Origin of the sequence: Sedimenticola thiotaurini, from assembly GCF_001007875.1 — a bacterium.
Lineage (GTDB): Bacteria > Pseudomonadota > Gammaproteobacteria > Chromatiales > Chromatiaceae > Sedimenticola > Sedimenticola thiotaurini.
On record NZ_CP011412.1, the window covers coordinates 3801486 to 3816505 of the forward strand.

The following is a 15020-nucleotide window of genomic DNA, read 5'->3' on the forward strand; positions in this document are numbered from 1 at the left end:
TGTCCCGGAATGGTTGGCACGGCCCTGATTATATACCGCTGTCCCAGCATCGGGCGCTCCGAACACGATTGAATGAGCCTGCCCTGATCTGTCTCAATGGAAGGCTATACCAATAACCTGACCGATCCCGGTCGGGTGTACCGGTACGTTCCACAACACCCGCTGGATTTAATGTGGGGTTGAGCAAATCCCGGTTCAATAGACTACATTTGATAATTACGGTAGCGATCTGGTACGGATCTTTTTTTCCGGGTATGGATGATCTGCAGGGAAACCGATAGATGAGCGAAAGCAACAGTATCAAGTCTTCCATGTTTGATTCACTTTTCGATATCTTTGAGGAGATCTGCGAAGGCGCCATTTCGGTGGACGAGAAGGCGCGCATCGTCTGGATCAACTCAAAATATATGGACCTGCTGGGTATCAGGGACGAGGATGAGGTGCTGGGCAGGGATGTGGCGTCGGTGATCCCGGAGAGCCTGCTGGCCCATGTGATCGAGACCGGGCGGCCCATTCTGCTGGACATCATGCGCTTCGACAGTCGCCACTTCGTGGTCAGCCGCCTGCCACTGCACGATGAGGAGGGTGCGGTCATCGGCGCAGTGGGCTTTGTGCTCTACAACAGTCTGGATTACCTGAAACCGCTCATCTCCAAGTTTGAAATGCTGCAACAGCGCCTCACCAGTGCCGAAGCCAAACTGGCGGCGGCGCGCCACGCCCGCTACAGCATCGCCAACATTATCGGCCGCAGCCAGCAGATCAATGATTTGAAGGAGCAGGCCCGGGCGATTGCCCGGCACAGCAGTCCGGTGCTGATCCTGGGTGAGACCGGCACCGGCAAGGAGCTGCTGGCCCAGTCGATCCACTCCGCATCGGTACGTCGCGAAGCGCCGTTTGTGGCGGTTAATGTGGCGGCCATCCCCGACAGCCTGCTGGAGGCGGAGTTCTTCGGCGTCAGTCCCGGCGCCTATACCGGTGCCGATAAACGGGCCAGCAAGGGGAAGTTCGCCCTGGCTGATGGCGGTACGTTGCTGCTGGATGAGATCGGCGACATGCCGCTGCAGTTGCAGGCCAAGCTGTTGCGTGTGCTGGAGGAGCAGGAGTTCGAGCCGGTCGGTTCCAACACGGTGCAGCGGGTGGACGTGCGCATAATCGCCGCCACCTCCCGGGATCTGAAAGCGAAAGTGCGGGAGGGCAGTTTCCGCCGCGATCTCTACTACCGGCTGAATGTGCTGCCGGTGGCGGTACCGCCGCTGCGGGAGCGGCTCGATGACATCAAGCCGTTGAGCGAATATTTTCTTGAGACCATCGCCTCGCGCAGTGGTGAGGCCCTCAAGGTGATCGACCGTGACGGCCTGGCGCTGCTGGAATCGTTCAGCTGGCCCGGTAATGTGCGGGAACTGAAGAACACCCTGGAGCGGGCCTGCCTGATGTGCAACAGCCCCAGCCTTACCGCCGATACCATCCGACCCTTTATGCCCGCCACGCTCGATTTTCCCGATAGCCCGATTACCACCGATGCCGGGCTGTCTCTGCCGGCGCGTATCGCCAGTGTGGAGCGGCACGCCATCAGCCGGGCGCTGGAGATGACCGGCGGCAAGAAGGCGCCCGCCGCGCGCATGCTGGGGATCTCCCGTTCCCAGCTCTATGACAAGATCCGGGACCATCAACTGTCCGGATAACCGACACTTTCTGTCCTGATTCCAGACGTTTGAATTTAATTCATAAAAATCAATAACTAAGCCTATTACCTGGTAATTCTGTCTGATTCTACGACAGAAGCCTGCCCGGGCCGGTTTTCCGCTGGCTCCATTTAACCTCTTGTAAAGACGAAAAAATCTCCCTGGCTTTCGGTATGGCACAGGGCTTGCTCACCAACAGGGTTAGCGATAAGCGGTCGGCCACCTGGTGGTACGGCTGCAGGAGAGTGAGGAGGAGTGGATGACCCGGATCGGGTTCATCAGGCTTAAGTCAATCGACGGACATGGTTATGTCCGGAGGCTCCTGTCGTGGTTCGCTGCCACTCTCATGCCGGGTTTTGAGGGTGTGTTCCGACTTTCTACCAACAACACCAGTATGGAGATGCGAGATGACGAGAGATTATGCGAAGAGATCCAGCCGTCGGGTGCTGCTGAAGCAGGTGTTTGTGTCCGCCCTCGTGGGGGCCGGTCTGGTACTGACAACGGCTGCGCAGGCGGCTGAAAATGTGCGTTGGAAAGTGCCGGTCGCTTTCGGCACCAACCTGCCCGCCCTGGGGGACAATATCACCTATGTCGCCGACGCCCTGAAGGCGGCCTCGGGTGGTACGGTGCAGTTCAAGGTGTTCGAGCCCGGCAAACTGGTCCCGCCCTTCTCCATCACCGATGCGGTCAAGGACAACAAGGTGCAGGCGGGTTACACCTGGGTCGGCTACGACCAGGGTCGGATACCTTCCTCGCCGCTGTTCGCGGCCCGTCCGTTCGGTATGGAGCCCTGGGAGTACACCGCCTGGTGGTATGAGGGGGGCGGCAAGGCACTGGGGGAAGAGGTGTATGGCGAGCACGGTGTGCATCCGATCCTGTGCGGCATCATCGGGCCGGAGACCGCCGGCTGGTTCCGCAACGAGATCAAGACCCTGGATGATCTGCAGGGGCTGAAGATCCGCTTTGCCGGGCTTGGCGGACGTGTGCTGCAGAAACTGGGGGCCTCGGTCACCATGCTGCCGGGCGGTGAGATCTTCCAGGCGCTGGAGAAGGGGGCCATCGATGCGTCCGAGTTCTCCATGCCGGCGATCGACCAGAAACTGGGCTTCGACCGGGTGGTCAAGTTCAACTACTTCCCCGGCTGGCACCAGACCTACACGGCGTTCCATCTGCTGGTGAACAGGGGCGTCTGGGAGAAGCTGGAGGACTCCAACCGGGCCCTGATCGACATGGCCTGTACCGCCGGGGTGATGCGCAACCTCTCCAAGGGTGAGGCGATCCAGGGCAAGATCATCGACAACTTCAAAGCCAGCGGCGTGACCGCTACCCGGTTGCCCGAGGATCTGCTGCGTGAACTGCAGAAGGTGACCCAGCAGGTGATGCAGGAGGAGTCGGGCAAGGATGCGCTGTTCAAGAAGGTCTATGACTCCCAGGAGGCATTCTCCGAAGGCTACAAGAGCTGGAAGAGCCTGGGCTACCTGCCGCGGGATTTCTGATCGCTTCGCTCACATCTGAGAGGCCAACGTAAACGATGGGTTCATGGGGGTAGATCATGACGGAACCGGGAACAACTCAACAATCCAGTGCGGGCAAACCCGGGGAGCATGATCTCCTGCATGAACTCATCCATCACGTTGAACTGCCCCATACCGCCTTTTCCCGCCGTATTGACAAAATGATCCGGGTGATCGGCGCGTCGATCTCCTGGATCTGGCTGCTGCTGGTGGCGATCATCATCACCAACGTGACCATGCGTTATCTGTTTGGCCAGGGACGTGTCGAGTTCGAGGAGATTCAGTGGCACCTCTACTCGATCGGTTTTCTGCTCGGGCTCTCCTACTGCATGGAGTCGGACGATCATGTGCGGGTGGATGTGCTGTATGAGCGTTTCAGTCTCAGGACCAAGGCGTGGGTGGAGCTGTTCGGTACCCTGTTCCTGCTGCTGCCGTTCCTGATCCTGGTGCTGCGGTTCAGCATCCCTTTCTTTATCTACTCCTGGTCGATCAACGAGGTGTCGGATGCGCCGGGGGGGCTGCCGTGGCGCTGGGCGATCAAGTCGTTCATGGCGATTGGCATGATCCTGTTGCTGGTGGTGAGCCTGTCCCGTCTCTCCCGGGTAACCGCCTACCTGTTCCGCTGGCCGAAGGCGCTCATCACCACCCCTGAGCAGAGGGAGGGTTGACCGATGCCGTTCAATGAAATCCTCTGCATCCTGATGTTCGTCAGTTTTATCGCACTGCTGTTCACCGGTTTTCCGGTGGCCTGGGTGCTCGGTGGCCTGGCCTTTATCTTTACCGTGATCGGTTGGGCCACCGGCCAGTTTACCGATCTCATGACAGACTCTTTCTACTCGATCGACTGGGCCTACACCTCCGCCGTGGTGGATCGGATCTGGGACGTGATGAAGAACTGGGTGCTGGTGGCCCTGCCCATGTTCATCTTCATGGGGTTGATGCTTGACCGGTCGGGTGTGGCCGCCCAGCTGATGGGGAATTTCGTCAAGCTGTTCGGACGTATGCGCGGCGGTTACGCGGTAACTGTTGCCCTGATCGGCATCCTGCTGGCCGCCTCCACCGGTATCATCGGCGCCTCGGTGGTGCTGTTGTCGCTGCTCGGCCTGCCGGTGATGCTGGAGAACAAGTACCGACCCTCCTTTGCCGCCGGCACGGTCTGTTCAGTCGGTACACTGGGTATCCTGATCCCCCCCAGTATCATGTTGGTGCTGATGGCGGACCGGCTCGCCATGTCGGTGGGTGACCTGTTTCTCGGTGCGCTGATCCCCGGGGTGCTGCTGGGCAGTATCTATATCATCTACATGGTGGTGTTTGCGGCCCTGGTGCCGGGGGCGGCACCGGCACCCCGGCAGAGCGAACCGATCACCTGGCGACTGGTGCTGGGTGTGTTCTGGGCGGTACTGCCGCCGGCCGGACTGATCCTGGCGGTGCTGGGCAGTATATTCATGGGGCTGGCGACGCCCACCGAGGCCTCCGGAGTGGGCGCATTCGGTGCCATCATACTGGCGGCGATCAACCGCAAACTGAACCTGCAGGTGTTCCGGGAAGTGTGTCAGCAGACCACCCGGACCACCGCCTTTATCTTTGCCATCTTCCTCGGTGCCACCGCCTTCTCCCTGGTGCTCCGGGGGCTAGGGGGTGACGAGCTGATCGAATCCGCATTGACCTCCCTGCCGTTCGGCCCCACCGGTATCGTCATCACCATCCTGGTGTTCACCTTCCTGCTCGGTTTTTTCCTGGACTGGATCGAGATCACTCTGATCGTGCTGCCCCTGGTGGGCCCGGTGGTGCAGGGCCTGGGCTTCGACCTGGTCTGGTTCACGGTGCTGTTTGCCGTCTGTCTGCAGACCTCGTTCCTGACCCCGCCGGTGGGTTTTGCGCTGTTCTACCTGAAGGGGGTGGCGCCCAAAGAGGTGACCGTGGCCCATATCTACAAAGGGGTGCTGCCGTTCATCGCGCTCCAGCTGTTGGGCCTGGTGCTGGTGTTTGTCTGGGAGGACCTGGTGACCTGGCTGCCGCGCGTCGCCTACGGCAACTGAAGGGCGAATCGCTGTTTACCGGTTCGGCCTGCGCTTATTGAATCGGGCGCGATTCTATCTACTATCTATTGAAAGCAGGGGAACGACCATGTTGGCCTCAATCAAGAAGATTCTCTATGCCACGGATCTGGGCAGCAACTCACCGACGGTGTTCAACTATGCGGTGAGTCTGGCCATCAGCTGCCAGGCGGAGATCCATCTGCTGCACGCCATCGAACCCCTGGGGGCCACCGGCCGTACCCTGATGCGCAGCGCCATGCCGGAAAATCAGCTCGACCAGCTGGAGCGTGAAGGGCTGAAGCGGGTGCATGAGTCGATCCATCAGCGCCTGACCGAGTTTGCCCGGCGGGAACTGGACAGCGGCGATGAAGCGGCCACCCTGGTGAGTCAGATTATTATCGCCGAGGGGCGGCCCGAGACGGTAATTCTGGAACAGGCAAAGAAGATCGGTGCCGACCTGGTGGTGATGGGACCCCACAGCCAGTCCACGCTGGATCGGGTACTGTTGGGATCGGTGGCCCGCAAGGTGACCCACCTCTGTCCCGTCCCGGTACTGCTGGTACCGATCCCGAGAGACGATTGATTCAGGGGGGGGACGATGTCCAAACTGGTGCTCAAAACAGAAGTGGCGGCGTCACCGCCGGTGACCTGGCAGGTGCTGAGCCGATTCATTGCCAATGTCAGCTGGCACCCTTTTGTACGGCAACACTATCTCTGTGACGACGCCAACCAGGTGATTGTCTGTACGCTGCGCAGTCCGCTGCCGGTGGGTGTGTGCACCATAGAGATCGGTATTACCGCCCGGAACCCTGAGGCTGCCACCGTCTCCTGGACCGGCACATTTCCCGCCGCCAATGAGCACGAAATGGCGGCGGTCAGGCAACTGCACCGGACACTGCATGGCCGGGCCAGCCAGTTTGAGGCGCTGTTCAAAGATATAGATCCAGACTGTTAGATCCGGTGGGACAGGGGCACCCGCTATGATACTCTGATCGGGAGGCCGGCGTTATAATCTTGCCGGTTGTTGATTACCATACCTTCTTGATCAGAATTGCAAACAGCCACACGGGGTGTCTACAGTGGTTCAGGATCGGCGTAAAGACCGACGTTTCAAGTCCAGCCATTCCGCCCGTCTCGTGGTTACCGGTACCAACCCGATCGACTGCCAGATCAACAACTACTCCCGGGGCGGGCTCTCCCTCTCCATCGGCAGTGCGGCGTTAAGCGCCATCAGGGCCGCCAGCCAGGCGGACACGCCCGACGATGTACAGGCCGAAGTACTGCTGGGACCGGACACCGACGGTACCGAGTACCGGATACCGGTGCGTATCCGCTTCGCCTCTGAGCAGGGTGTGGGAGCCATCTTTCTGCGCCCGGATGCACGGGTGATTCGCTACCTGTCCCGCACGTCGGTGGTGGAGCGACACGGGCCGGCGGTTAACCGGTCGTTCGAAGTGTTGCATCAGGCAGAGGCGCTGCTGGAGCAGGCCCTGGCCAGCCGCTATGACGACTTTATCAAAATTCTCACCGAAACCTTCCTGGAACTGGAAGACCAGGCGTCTTTTCAGGTGCAGCCGGAGCTCCGTTTCGGGCGACAGGCCATTGAAGCGGATGCAGTGGATCTGCAGCGGCGTCTCCTGGCCCAGATCGCCGGGAACTGGCGGCAGCTGGAAACGGTACAGATCGGCGCAGACCCGTCGCAGGCGGAGAGTGAGAACCTGGAGCTGGTGGATCAACAGGAGTTTGATGAATGGGCCGAAGTGGTGGCCATCGCCCGCCGGCTGGAGGGACGCCTGTCCCAAACCCTGTTCATGATCTCCCAGGCTATCGCTTACATGATCAAGGTCCCGGTCAACAATGAGAACAACCCTGTCTCCCCCTATTGCGTGCTTTGGGCGCTCAAGAAGTCACTGGACGGGATGCAACTCGGCACCAAGGTCAGAAATACCGTCTATCAGGTGTTTGCAGAGCGGGTGCTGGCGAACATGGACCCTACCTACCATCAGATCTATGAGCTGTTGGAACAGCACGGATTCACCGCCCGTGAAAAGAGGCCAAAGTCGCAACCACCATCCAGGGAGAAGATGGAGGCCCGGCCATTCCGACCCGGTCCCCGCTCCTTGATCGAAACCTTGTCATCCTGTGCCCAGAGAAAAAAGGCACCCAACGTATCCCCGACCCGTGCCACCACCAGTAACCGGACCGTGCTGCATGCGCTGGATGACATGGTGCAGGGCGATCACCGTAATCTGGCGGACCGGATTGAACAGTCCCTGGGCGGACATGCCGGCGTCGATGGCGGGGTGGAACTATCCGGTGAGAGCCGCCAGATCATCGACGCCACGGAACAGCTGCTGCGCACAGCGCAACAGGATCCGCGCCACAACGCCACCATGCGGCGTATTCTGCGTCAGGTGCAGTTGCCACTGGCCAAGGCAGCCATCAACGATCCCGCAGTCCTGAACGACACCGGGCACCCGGCCCACCAGTTACTGAACGATCTGGATCAGCTGGCCCTGTTCACGCCGACGGATCCAGGGAGTGTGCTGTCCAAGAGCATCAATGAACGGCTTGAGTCGGTGCTGGGGTCACTGGAAGTGGCCGGTGGCAAGGCGGATCTGGATGCGGTTGCCCACCAGGTCGAGGAGCTGCTGGAAGAGCAGAAATCGCGATTCACCCACAACCTGGAACAGGTGCGTGCGGCCAGTGCCCGGGAGCGCCAGACAGTTGCCGCCAGTCGGGAGATCCGGGCATTTCTGGAGCAGGAGTTGCAGGGCTCCATCTCCATCCTGGTGGACCAGCTGCTACAGCTGGGTTGGGCCGGGCTGTTGATCCAGACCGTCTCCGAGGGGGAGCATAAGGCAAAACACCTGGAGAGTTACAAGAATGTTCTGGTGCTGCTTAATCAGGCCCTGCAACCGGGTGCCCGGCACGCCTATCTGAAACCGGAAAAGTGGGACCGGGTGCGGCAGGTGCTGCTGAATGGCCTGGAAGCCTACCCGGTCTATATCGAGCAGTCCCACCGGCTGATTGAACAGTTGGCCGAGTGTCTGAAACAGGGCAGCGACAGTTTCAGTCGTTATAGCGAACAACGTATCGGCGTGGACAAGGACTATTTCGACCAACTGATTCCCATGACTGCCGGCAGTGCGGCGGAGGATGATGGAGAGACCGGGGGCGATGCCCGCTCTCTGCGCCAACTGGAGCAGCTGCGGGTCGGTGACTGGGTGGCCGAACAGCGCCAGCGGGGACATGTGCGGATGCTCAACCTGGCGCTGTATGAAGCGACAGATCATCGTTACCTGTTTGTTGATAGCTACGGTGTCAAGGCACTGGACTGCAACCGACGGGAGCTGTTGCAGCGCCTCCAGTCGGGACAGATCGCCCTGATGGAGGATGCCGGACTGCCCATGGTGGAGCGGGCGGTTGAACAGGCGCTCAGGCAGAGTTTTGAACAGTTGCGCGAGCAGAGTGACCTGGATCCGGTCACCGGACTGATGAATCGTCGGGCCTTCCGGCGGGCGTTGGAGCAGTTGCTGAAAGAGAGTCGTCATAGCGCGGATCGCCACTCCCTGATCTGCCTGGATGTGGACAAATTCACCCTGGTTAACGAGTTGTGTGGTACCGATGGAGGCGACCAGTTCCTGGTTAATCTGGGCCAGATCTGCCAGAACGCCCTGGGGCCTGGCAACAGCCTGTCCCGAACCGGGGATAATGAATTCACTATTCTGCTGAAACAGTCCCGCCTGGATGAGGGTTTTATCTTTGCCGAGAGCCTGCGCAGGGCGATACAGCAGTACCATTTCCAGTGGGGGGATGAACGGATCTCGGTGACTGTCAGTATCGGTCTGACGGAGATCAACCGGGATAGCGGTTCTGCCGATGAGCTGACTCAGGCGGCCCAATCGGCCTGTGAGGAGGCCAAGCGGGAAGGTCGAAACCGCTGCCGCTGCTACCAGCATGAAGATGTGGTCTATACCCAGAAAAAACGCCTGATCAAATCGGTTCCACTGATTGAAAAGGCGCTGGAAACCGATCAACTCGAACTGTTCGCCCAGCTGATCCAGCCGCTGTTTGTGGATGATGGTCTGTCGGAGCACCATGAAGTGCTGCTGCGCCGGATAGACAGGCAGAATGCCCCGGCCAGCCCGGACCAGTTTATCGAGGCGGCGGAACGCTATGAGCGCATGCAAGCGGTGGATCGATGGGTGGTGCAGCACTTTTTTGAGTGGGCCAACCAGACGCTGATCGGTAGCCGTGGTAAGGAGATGGGTGGCTTCAGTATCAATCTGTCCGGCCAGTCGATGGCCAACGACAGTTTTATCCGGTTTCTGAAAAAGCAGATTGAGCACTCGGTCATCCCGCCGCAGAAGCTGGCGTTTGAAATCACCGAGACCGCCATGGTCAGTCAGATGGGGCAGGTGACCTCCATGATGCAGGAGATACGGGCACTGGGGTGCCAGTTTTTCCTGGATGACTTCGGCACCGGCTACGCCTCCTACTCCTATCTGAAGGAGTTTCCGGTGGATGTGGTGAAGATTGACGGGATCTTCGTCAAGGAGATGCACCAGGATCCGGTCAGTTATGCGATGGTCAAGTCGATTACGGAAGTGGCTCACCACATGGGCAAACGGGTGGTGGCGGAATTTGTCCACGATGAGGCCATACTGACCGCCCTGCGCGTACTGGGCGTGGACTATGCCCAGGGCTTCTGTGTCGGTCGGCCGGCACCGTTGAAACTGCTGGCCGGTTAACAGCGGCTGAGTCGCACCAATCCTTCCCGGGCAACATTTCCCGCACTGACCTGACTTACCTGGCGAGGCGCCATCCCCGACCCACGGAGATCAGTACATCAGTAACCACCCTATCGGGCCGGTGGGGTCATGGCAGGACCAACAGGATGTGATAGAGTGCCGGACCCCAGTTACCGGAGCGCCATCGGGAGACGACAAGATGCATACAAGAACAGTGGGGCCATTCACGGTTTCGGCCGTTGGATTGGGTTGCATGAGTATGTCATGGGGCTATGGGCAGGCGGACGACGCCACCTCGGAGCGATTGCTGCAGGAGGCGCTGGACGCCGGGTACAGCTTCCTGGACACCGCCGCCATGTACGGCATGGGACATAACGAGTCCCTGATCGGCCGCAGCCTGAGCCATCGACGCGACGAGTTCATCCTGGCCAGTAAATGTGGTATTGCCCGGGGCGAGGACGGTAATCTGAGTGTGGACGGGCGTCCGGAGATTATCAAACGGACCTGTGAGCAGAGCCTGCAACGGCTGCAAACCGATGTGATCGACCTCTATTACCTGCATCGCCTCGATCCCGATGTGCCGGTGGAGGAGAGTGTCGGCGCACTGGCGGAACTGGTGGCCGAGGGCAAGGTGCGTACCATCGGGTTGTCGGAGGTCTCCAGCGACACCCTGCGACGAGCCCACGCCGTGCACCCCATAACCGCCGTACAGTCGGAGTACTCCCTATGGGTTCGGACACCGGAGCGACGCATGCTGGCCACCTGTCGGGAGCTGGGCGTCAGCTTTGTCCCTTTCTCGCCACTGGGGCGGGGATTCCTCACCGGCTGTGCCCGGGACCTGAATCACCTGGAAGAGGACGATATACGCACCAACGTGGCCCGGCCCCGTTTTGAACCGGATAATTTCGCTGCCAACCAGCAGCTGCTGGCGCCTTTCGGGGAGATCGCCCGGCAACAGGGCTGCAGCATGGCCCAGCTCGCCATCGCCTGGGTGTTGGCCCGGGAGGCCGGAACGCTGGTACCGATTCCCGGTACCAAGCATATCGAGTACATGCGGGAGAATGCCGCAGCCGGTGACATCCGGCTGGAGCCGGCAGTGGTGGCGCAACTGGATCAACTGATCAACGAACAGACCGTGCAGGGGGAGCGCTACAACGCCCAACTGATGGCTACGATCGATTCCGAACGGGATTGAGCGCCGTTTTCCCCTATTCCCAGGACCTTAACGTGAACCGGTAGGGGAATTTGGTGCAATCGACTGAAAAAAACAGAAAAAGTCGCTTGTCTTTTAAATGAGTTTTCAATAGAGTGCGTTACATTGCAGTGTACTTGTAGTTTTTCGGCAGTGATCCTCTCGCAGTTCGTGACAGATTCTTCCGTAAGCGCCTGGCAAGCGTCTGCATGTCAACGATCAATTTTGTATAGAGGATAGCAACATGGCTACTGGAACAGTTAAATGGTTTAGCGACGAAAAAGGCTTCGGTTTTATTACCCCGACCGATGGCACCAAGGACGTATTCGTTCATCACAGCGCAATTCAGGGCACCGGCTTCAAGTCGCTGGCTGAAGGCCAGAGCGTATCGTTCGACGTTGAGCAGGGTCAGAAAGGCCCCAGCGCGACTAACGTCGTCGCCCAGTAAAATGGGATAGGGATGCCTGGCATCCCCGGAAAAGCCCCGCCATCAGGCGGGGCTTTTTTTTGTCTGGAGTTCTTGATCCGGTTGCCGTCGGAACCTCTCATCGATCATGGCGGCTGAGGAAGCCGGGGGACCGATCAGGGTGTGACAGGGCGACTACCCGGGCCTCTCCTCCACCGAAGGATCGAATGGCCGATTGGCCAACCAAGCCAGTGCCAGGGCGCTCCAGAGTGAAACGGCTTGATGCCGGGGTAGAGCCAGCGCCTCGGTCCGGTCCAGTACAAGCGGGCGTATGTCCTCTCCCTCATGGGCCAATCCATGGTATCCCCCGACTGAAGTGGCATCCACCGTGGCGATGTAGAGATGGATCTGCTCGCTGGACAGGTGGGGGGCGGTGAGATAGGTGCCGATCGGTTCAAGGGTGTCAGGTTTCAGCCCAGACTCTTCCACAATCTCCCGTCTGATCGCCTCAGCGGGGGGCTGGCCGTTCTCGATCCGTCCGGCCACGATATCGATCAACCAGGGAGAGACACCGGCGACGTGGGCCCCGGCCCGGTACTGTTCCACCAGCACCACTTTGTCATGCCCGGGATCGTACAGCAGGGCCGCCACCACATCACTTCGATGCAGTACTTCCCGCTCCACCGGTCCGATGCTGCCACCGTCGAAACGGTCGTGTTCCACGGTCAGGCACTGCAATTGAAAAAAGCCCTTGTAGCCGACCTGGGTGTGGAGAATCTTCGCCTTCAGTTTATTACTGGTCATTACCCGATTATTACCTGATTTTTTCCCGTCTGCAGCTCCAGGTAGAAAAATATCGGCGCTACTGGTGGGAAAACGACACGCTGTTTACAAGCAGTTCCGTTGTGAATGGCGCGGGTTGTTCAGCTTTTACTGTACGATCGCCAGCTTTCTGTTTAACCCCCGGCCAACAACCAGGTGATCTCCTGATTGAAGATGCTGATAACGGGTATTATCAGGCCAACCAGGATTATGCCGCTGTCCACCATACGCCTCGTTTTGTTCCACATGATCTGTTCCTCTTAATGATTCGGTTTTGAGTCTGTTAATCGGCGGAGTGTTAAACATCCGCGTGTGGATCAGCCTAGTGTCTCCGCATTAAATGAAACTGAACCGGTGTGCAGCTGTGTCTGCCGGGCAGAAAAGAGAGATGGGGAAGAATAGTTTCCGGATGACGCATATCAACGGCTATCAGGTGGTTTTCATCATGATGAAAACTTTTGGATATTCGATCTTTATCGGTATGTATGGCGGGCATCCATGGCCGCCCAACGGCTGGCTTTTTCATCTTTGTTTCAGGCTGCGCCGATAGAGTGGCACCACAAATCCATCGGAACAGGTGTTACTTATGAATCAATCAGAAGATAAAAAGATCTGGGATCTGTTTGTACGTTTCTTTCACTGGAGTCTGGTCGCCGGCTTCTTTATCGCCTACCTGACTGAAGACGAGTTGGCCGGTCTGCACATCTGGGCCGGTTATCTCGTATTCAGTCTGGTGGTGTTGCGAATTGTCTGGGGCGTGGTGGGCAGCAGGCACGCCAGGTTCAGTGACTTTGTGTATGGCCCGAGCCAGGTGATCGGTTTTCTGAAACAGACCCTGGCGTTCAAGGCACCACGCTATCTGGGGCACAACCCGGCGGGTGGCGCCATGGTGGTGGCCCTGTTGTTAAGTGTGTTGATCACCGCTGCACTGGGCATGCTGCTGTTCGGTACCGAGACCCAGGTAGGCGCACTCGGCACAGTGGCGGCAACTGCCGGACTGAACGGTGAACTGTTGGAGGATCTCCACGAGTTCTTTGCCAACTTCACTCTGTTTCTGGTCGCGGTGCATGTGGTGGGGGTGCTCTTTGAAAGCTACGTGCACAGGGAAAACCTGGTCCGCTCCATGCTGACCGGCCGTAAACAGGCGTGATTAATCCAGCGAGTTATGGGAGGTAACAGATGATGCAACAGAGCAAAGGTGGCGTTCTGTCCATGTTGATCGTGGCCGCACTGCTGACCGGGTTCGGTTTCTGGCAATTTGGCACAGTCGGGCTGGGTGACGGTGAATTTGAACATGAGGAATCTTTCTACCCAAGCGACCGTTACTCCGGTCAGGCCGGACCGGGCAGTGCGGCCGCCATGTTGAACGGCATTGCGGAACAGCGTGGCTGGCGCATTGTTAAACAGGAGGCCGAGCGGAAAAACGGTCGACCGGTGTATGAGCTGAAGCTGCTGGACGGGGCCGGTGGACGGCACAAACTGGTGGTGGATGCCCGCAGCGGCGAGGTGATCGAGGAGCGCCATTGATCGCCAGGCTGTTCTGGCAGAGTGGTGTCGCCCGGCCCCCGATGCGGCTTTTCAGCCGACCGGGTTACAGCAACAGCAGCGCCACCAGGGGCATAATCAGAAAGGCCAGTATGGTCTGGAAAGTGATAATCGATGCCATGGTGGCGGTATCGCCGCCGAGCTGCCGGGCCAGGATATAGGCCGAGGGGGCAGTGGGTACCATGAGACAGATAATCAAAGCGCCAGCCGGGACGCCGGAGAGACCCGTGACCGAAATGAGCAGAGCGGCGGCAACCGGCTTGATCCCGAACTGCACCAGCGAAGAGACCAGGATGGGGTTGATGTGTCCCCGGACCGCCTCCGGTTTCAGGGCGGCACCCACGGCCAGCAGGCCGAAGGGCAGGGCGGCCCGGCCGATGATCTCCAGAATATCTTCCGCCATGCCGGGGACTCCGATACCGCTCAGACTGAGGAACCAGCCAATGGCGCAGGCGATGATCAGCGGGTTGCCGATCACATCCCGAATGATCGGCTTCAATCCCTTGCGGGAACGCTCGCCCCAGATGGCAAAGGCGGAAATACACAGCAGGTTGATCAGTACGATCATGAACCCGGCGGACACCGCCGCCATCGCCAGTCCGTCCATTCCATAAAAAGCCTGGGCCACCGCCAGAGCGATATAGGTATTAAAGCGGACGCCACCCTGGAAGATGGAGGTGAAAGTGGGGCCACTGGTTGAAGCGCCGAGCTGTTGCCAGACAATCAGCAGTGCAGCAGCGGTCAGTATGGTACCGAGCACCACCAGCAGCATGGCCGACCAGGGCGCACCGGCCAGGCTTTGATTGCCCAGGGTGCGAACCAGCAGGGCGGGAAACAGGATGAAGTAGGTGAGCTTCTCCATCCCTGACCAGGCTTCGTCGGATAGAAACCGGCTGCGCTTCAGCCCGTAACCAATAACAATCAGGACCAGAATAGGGGCCAGGGCTGTTGCGATATCGCTCATGGGTCCTCTGTGATTGGGTGGTTTTGCTGAGGGGTGGGGATTATTCCGCTTTTTCGTCGGGTCGTCCAGTTGGCGGGTTATGCCTTTTGGTCCCGGGCTCCC

At 59.2% G+C, this 15020-nt stretch carries 13 protein-coding genes; 11 read left to right on the forward strand and 2 right to left on the reverse strand.

Features of this window, described 5'->3' with window-relative positions:
• Positions 1-281: 281 nt before the first annotated feature.
• The 9 genes from AAY24_RS17570 (at position 282) to AAY24_RS17610 (ending at position 11629) form a co-directional block, all read left to right on the forward strand.
• Entirely contained in the window at positions 282-1682 is a 1401-nt protein-coding gene (locus AAY24_RS17570) for a sigma-54 interaction domain-containing protein (protein ID WP_046860768.1), read from the forward strand.
• Positions 1683-2089: 407 nt separating this feature from the next.
• Positions 2090-3178 carry a TRAP transporter substrate-binding protein gene (locus AAY24_RS17575; RefSeq protein ID WP_046860769.1) on the forward strand — a complete coding sequence of 363 codons (1089 nt, stop codon included), beginning with the start codon at positions 2090-2092 and terminating at the stop codon, positions 3176-3178.
• Between the two features lie 56 nt (positions 3179-3234).
• Entirely contained in the window at positions 3235-3864 is a 630-nt protein-coding gene (locus tag AAY24_RS17580) for a TRAP transporter small permease subunit (protein ID WP_082117214.1), read from the forward strand.
• Positions 3865-3867: 3 nt separating this feature from the next.
• Positions 3868-5235, forward strand: coding sequence for a TRAP transporter large permease (locus tag AAY24_RS17585; RefSeq protein ID WP_046860770.1), 1368 nt, complete (start codon positions 3868-3870; stop codon positions 5233-5235).
• 88 nt (positions 5236-5323) lie between these two features.
• Positions 5324-5818, forward strand: coding sequence for a universal stress protein (locus AAY24_RS17590; RefSeq protein WP_046860771.1), 495 nt, complete (start codon positions 5324-5326; stop codon positions 5816-5818).
• Between the two features lie 15 nt (positions 5819-5833).
• Positions 5834-6190, forward strand: coding sequence for an SRPBCC family protein (locus tag AAY24_RS17595; protein WP_046860772.1), 357 nt, complete (start codon positions 5834-5836; stop codon positions 6188-6190).
• A gap of 115 nt (positions 6191-6305) precedes the next feature.
• A complete protein-coding gene (locus tag AAY24_RS18700) occupies positions 6306-9989 on the forward strand; it encodes a DUF1631 family protein (RefSeq protein WP_082117215.1) in 3684 nt (1227 codons plus the stop codon).
• 253 nt (positions 9990-10242) lie between these two features.
• Positions 10243-11184 (forward strand): aldo/keto reductase, encoded by a 942-nt coding sequence (locus AAY24_RS17605; RefSeq protein WP_335337188.1) that lies wholly within the window; start codon positions 10243-10245, stop codon positions 11182-11184.
• Between the two features lie 241 nt (positions 11185-11425).
• A complete protein-coding gene (locus AAY24_RS17610; RefSeq protein ID WP_046860774.1) occupies positions 11426-11629 on the forward strand; it encodes a cold-shock protein in 204 nt (67 codons plus the stop codon).
• Between the two features lie 153 nt (positions 11630-11782).
• On the opposite strand, the gene AAY24_RS17615 is transcribed toward AAY24_RS17610, so the two are convergent.
• A complete protein-coding gene (locus AAY24_RS17615) occupies positions 11783-12391 on the reverse strand; it encodes an NUDIX domain-containing protein (protein WP_052761318.1) in 609 nt (202 codons plus the stop codon).
• 604 nt (positions 12392-12995) lie between these two features.
• Between AAY24_RS17615 and AAY24_RS17620 the strand changes: the two genes are divergently transcribed.
• Entirely contained in the window at positions 12996-13559 is a 564-nt protein-coding gene (locus AAY24_RS17620; RefSeq protein WP_046860775.1) for a cytochrome b/b6 domain-containing protein, read from the forward strand.
• A 29-nt stretch (positions 13560-13588) separates the two neighbouring features.
• A complete protein-coding gene (locus AAY24_RS17625) occupies positions 13589-13936 on the forward strand; it encodes a PepSY domain-containing protein (protein WP_046860776.1) in 348 nt (115 codons plus the stop codon).
• Positions 13937-14000: 64 nt separating this feature from the next.
• On the opposite strand, the gene AAY24_RS17630 is transcribed toward AAY24_RS17625, so the two are convergent.
• Positions 14001-14918, reverse strand: coding sequence for an AEC family transporter (locus AAY24_RS17630; protein ID WP_046860777.1), 918 nt, complete (start codon positions 14916-14918; stop codon positions 14001-14003).
• Positions 14919-15020: the final 102 nt, after the last annotated feature.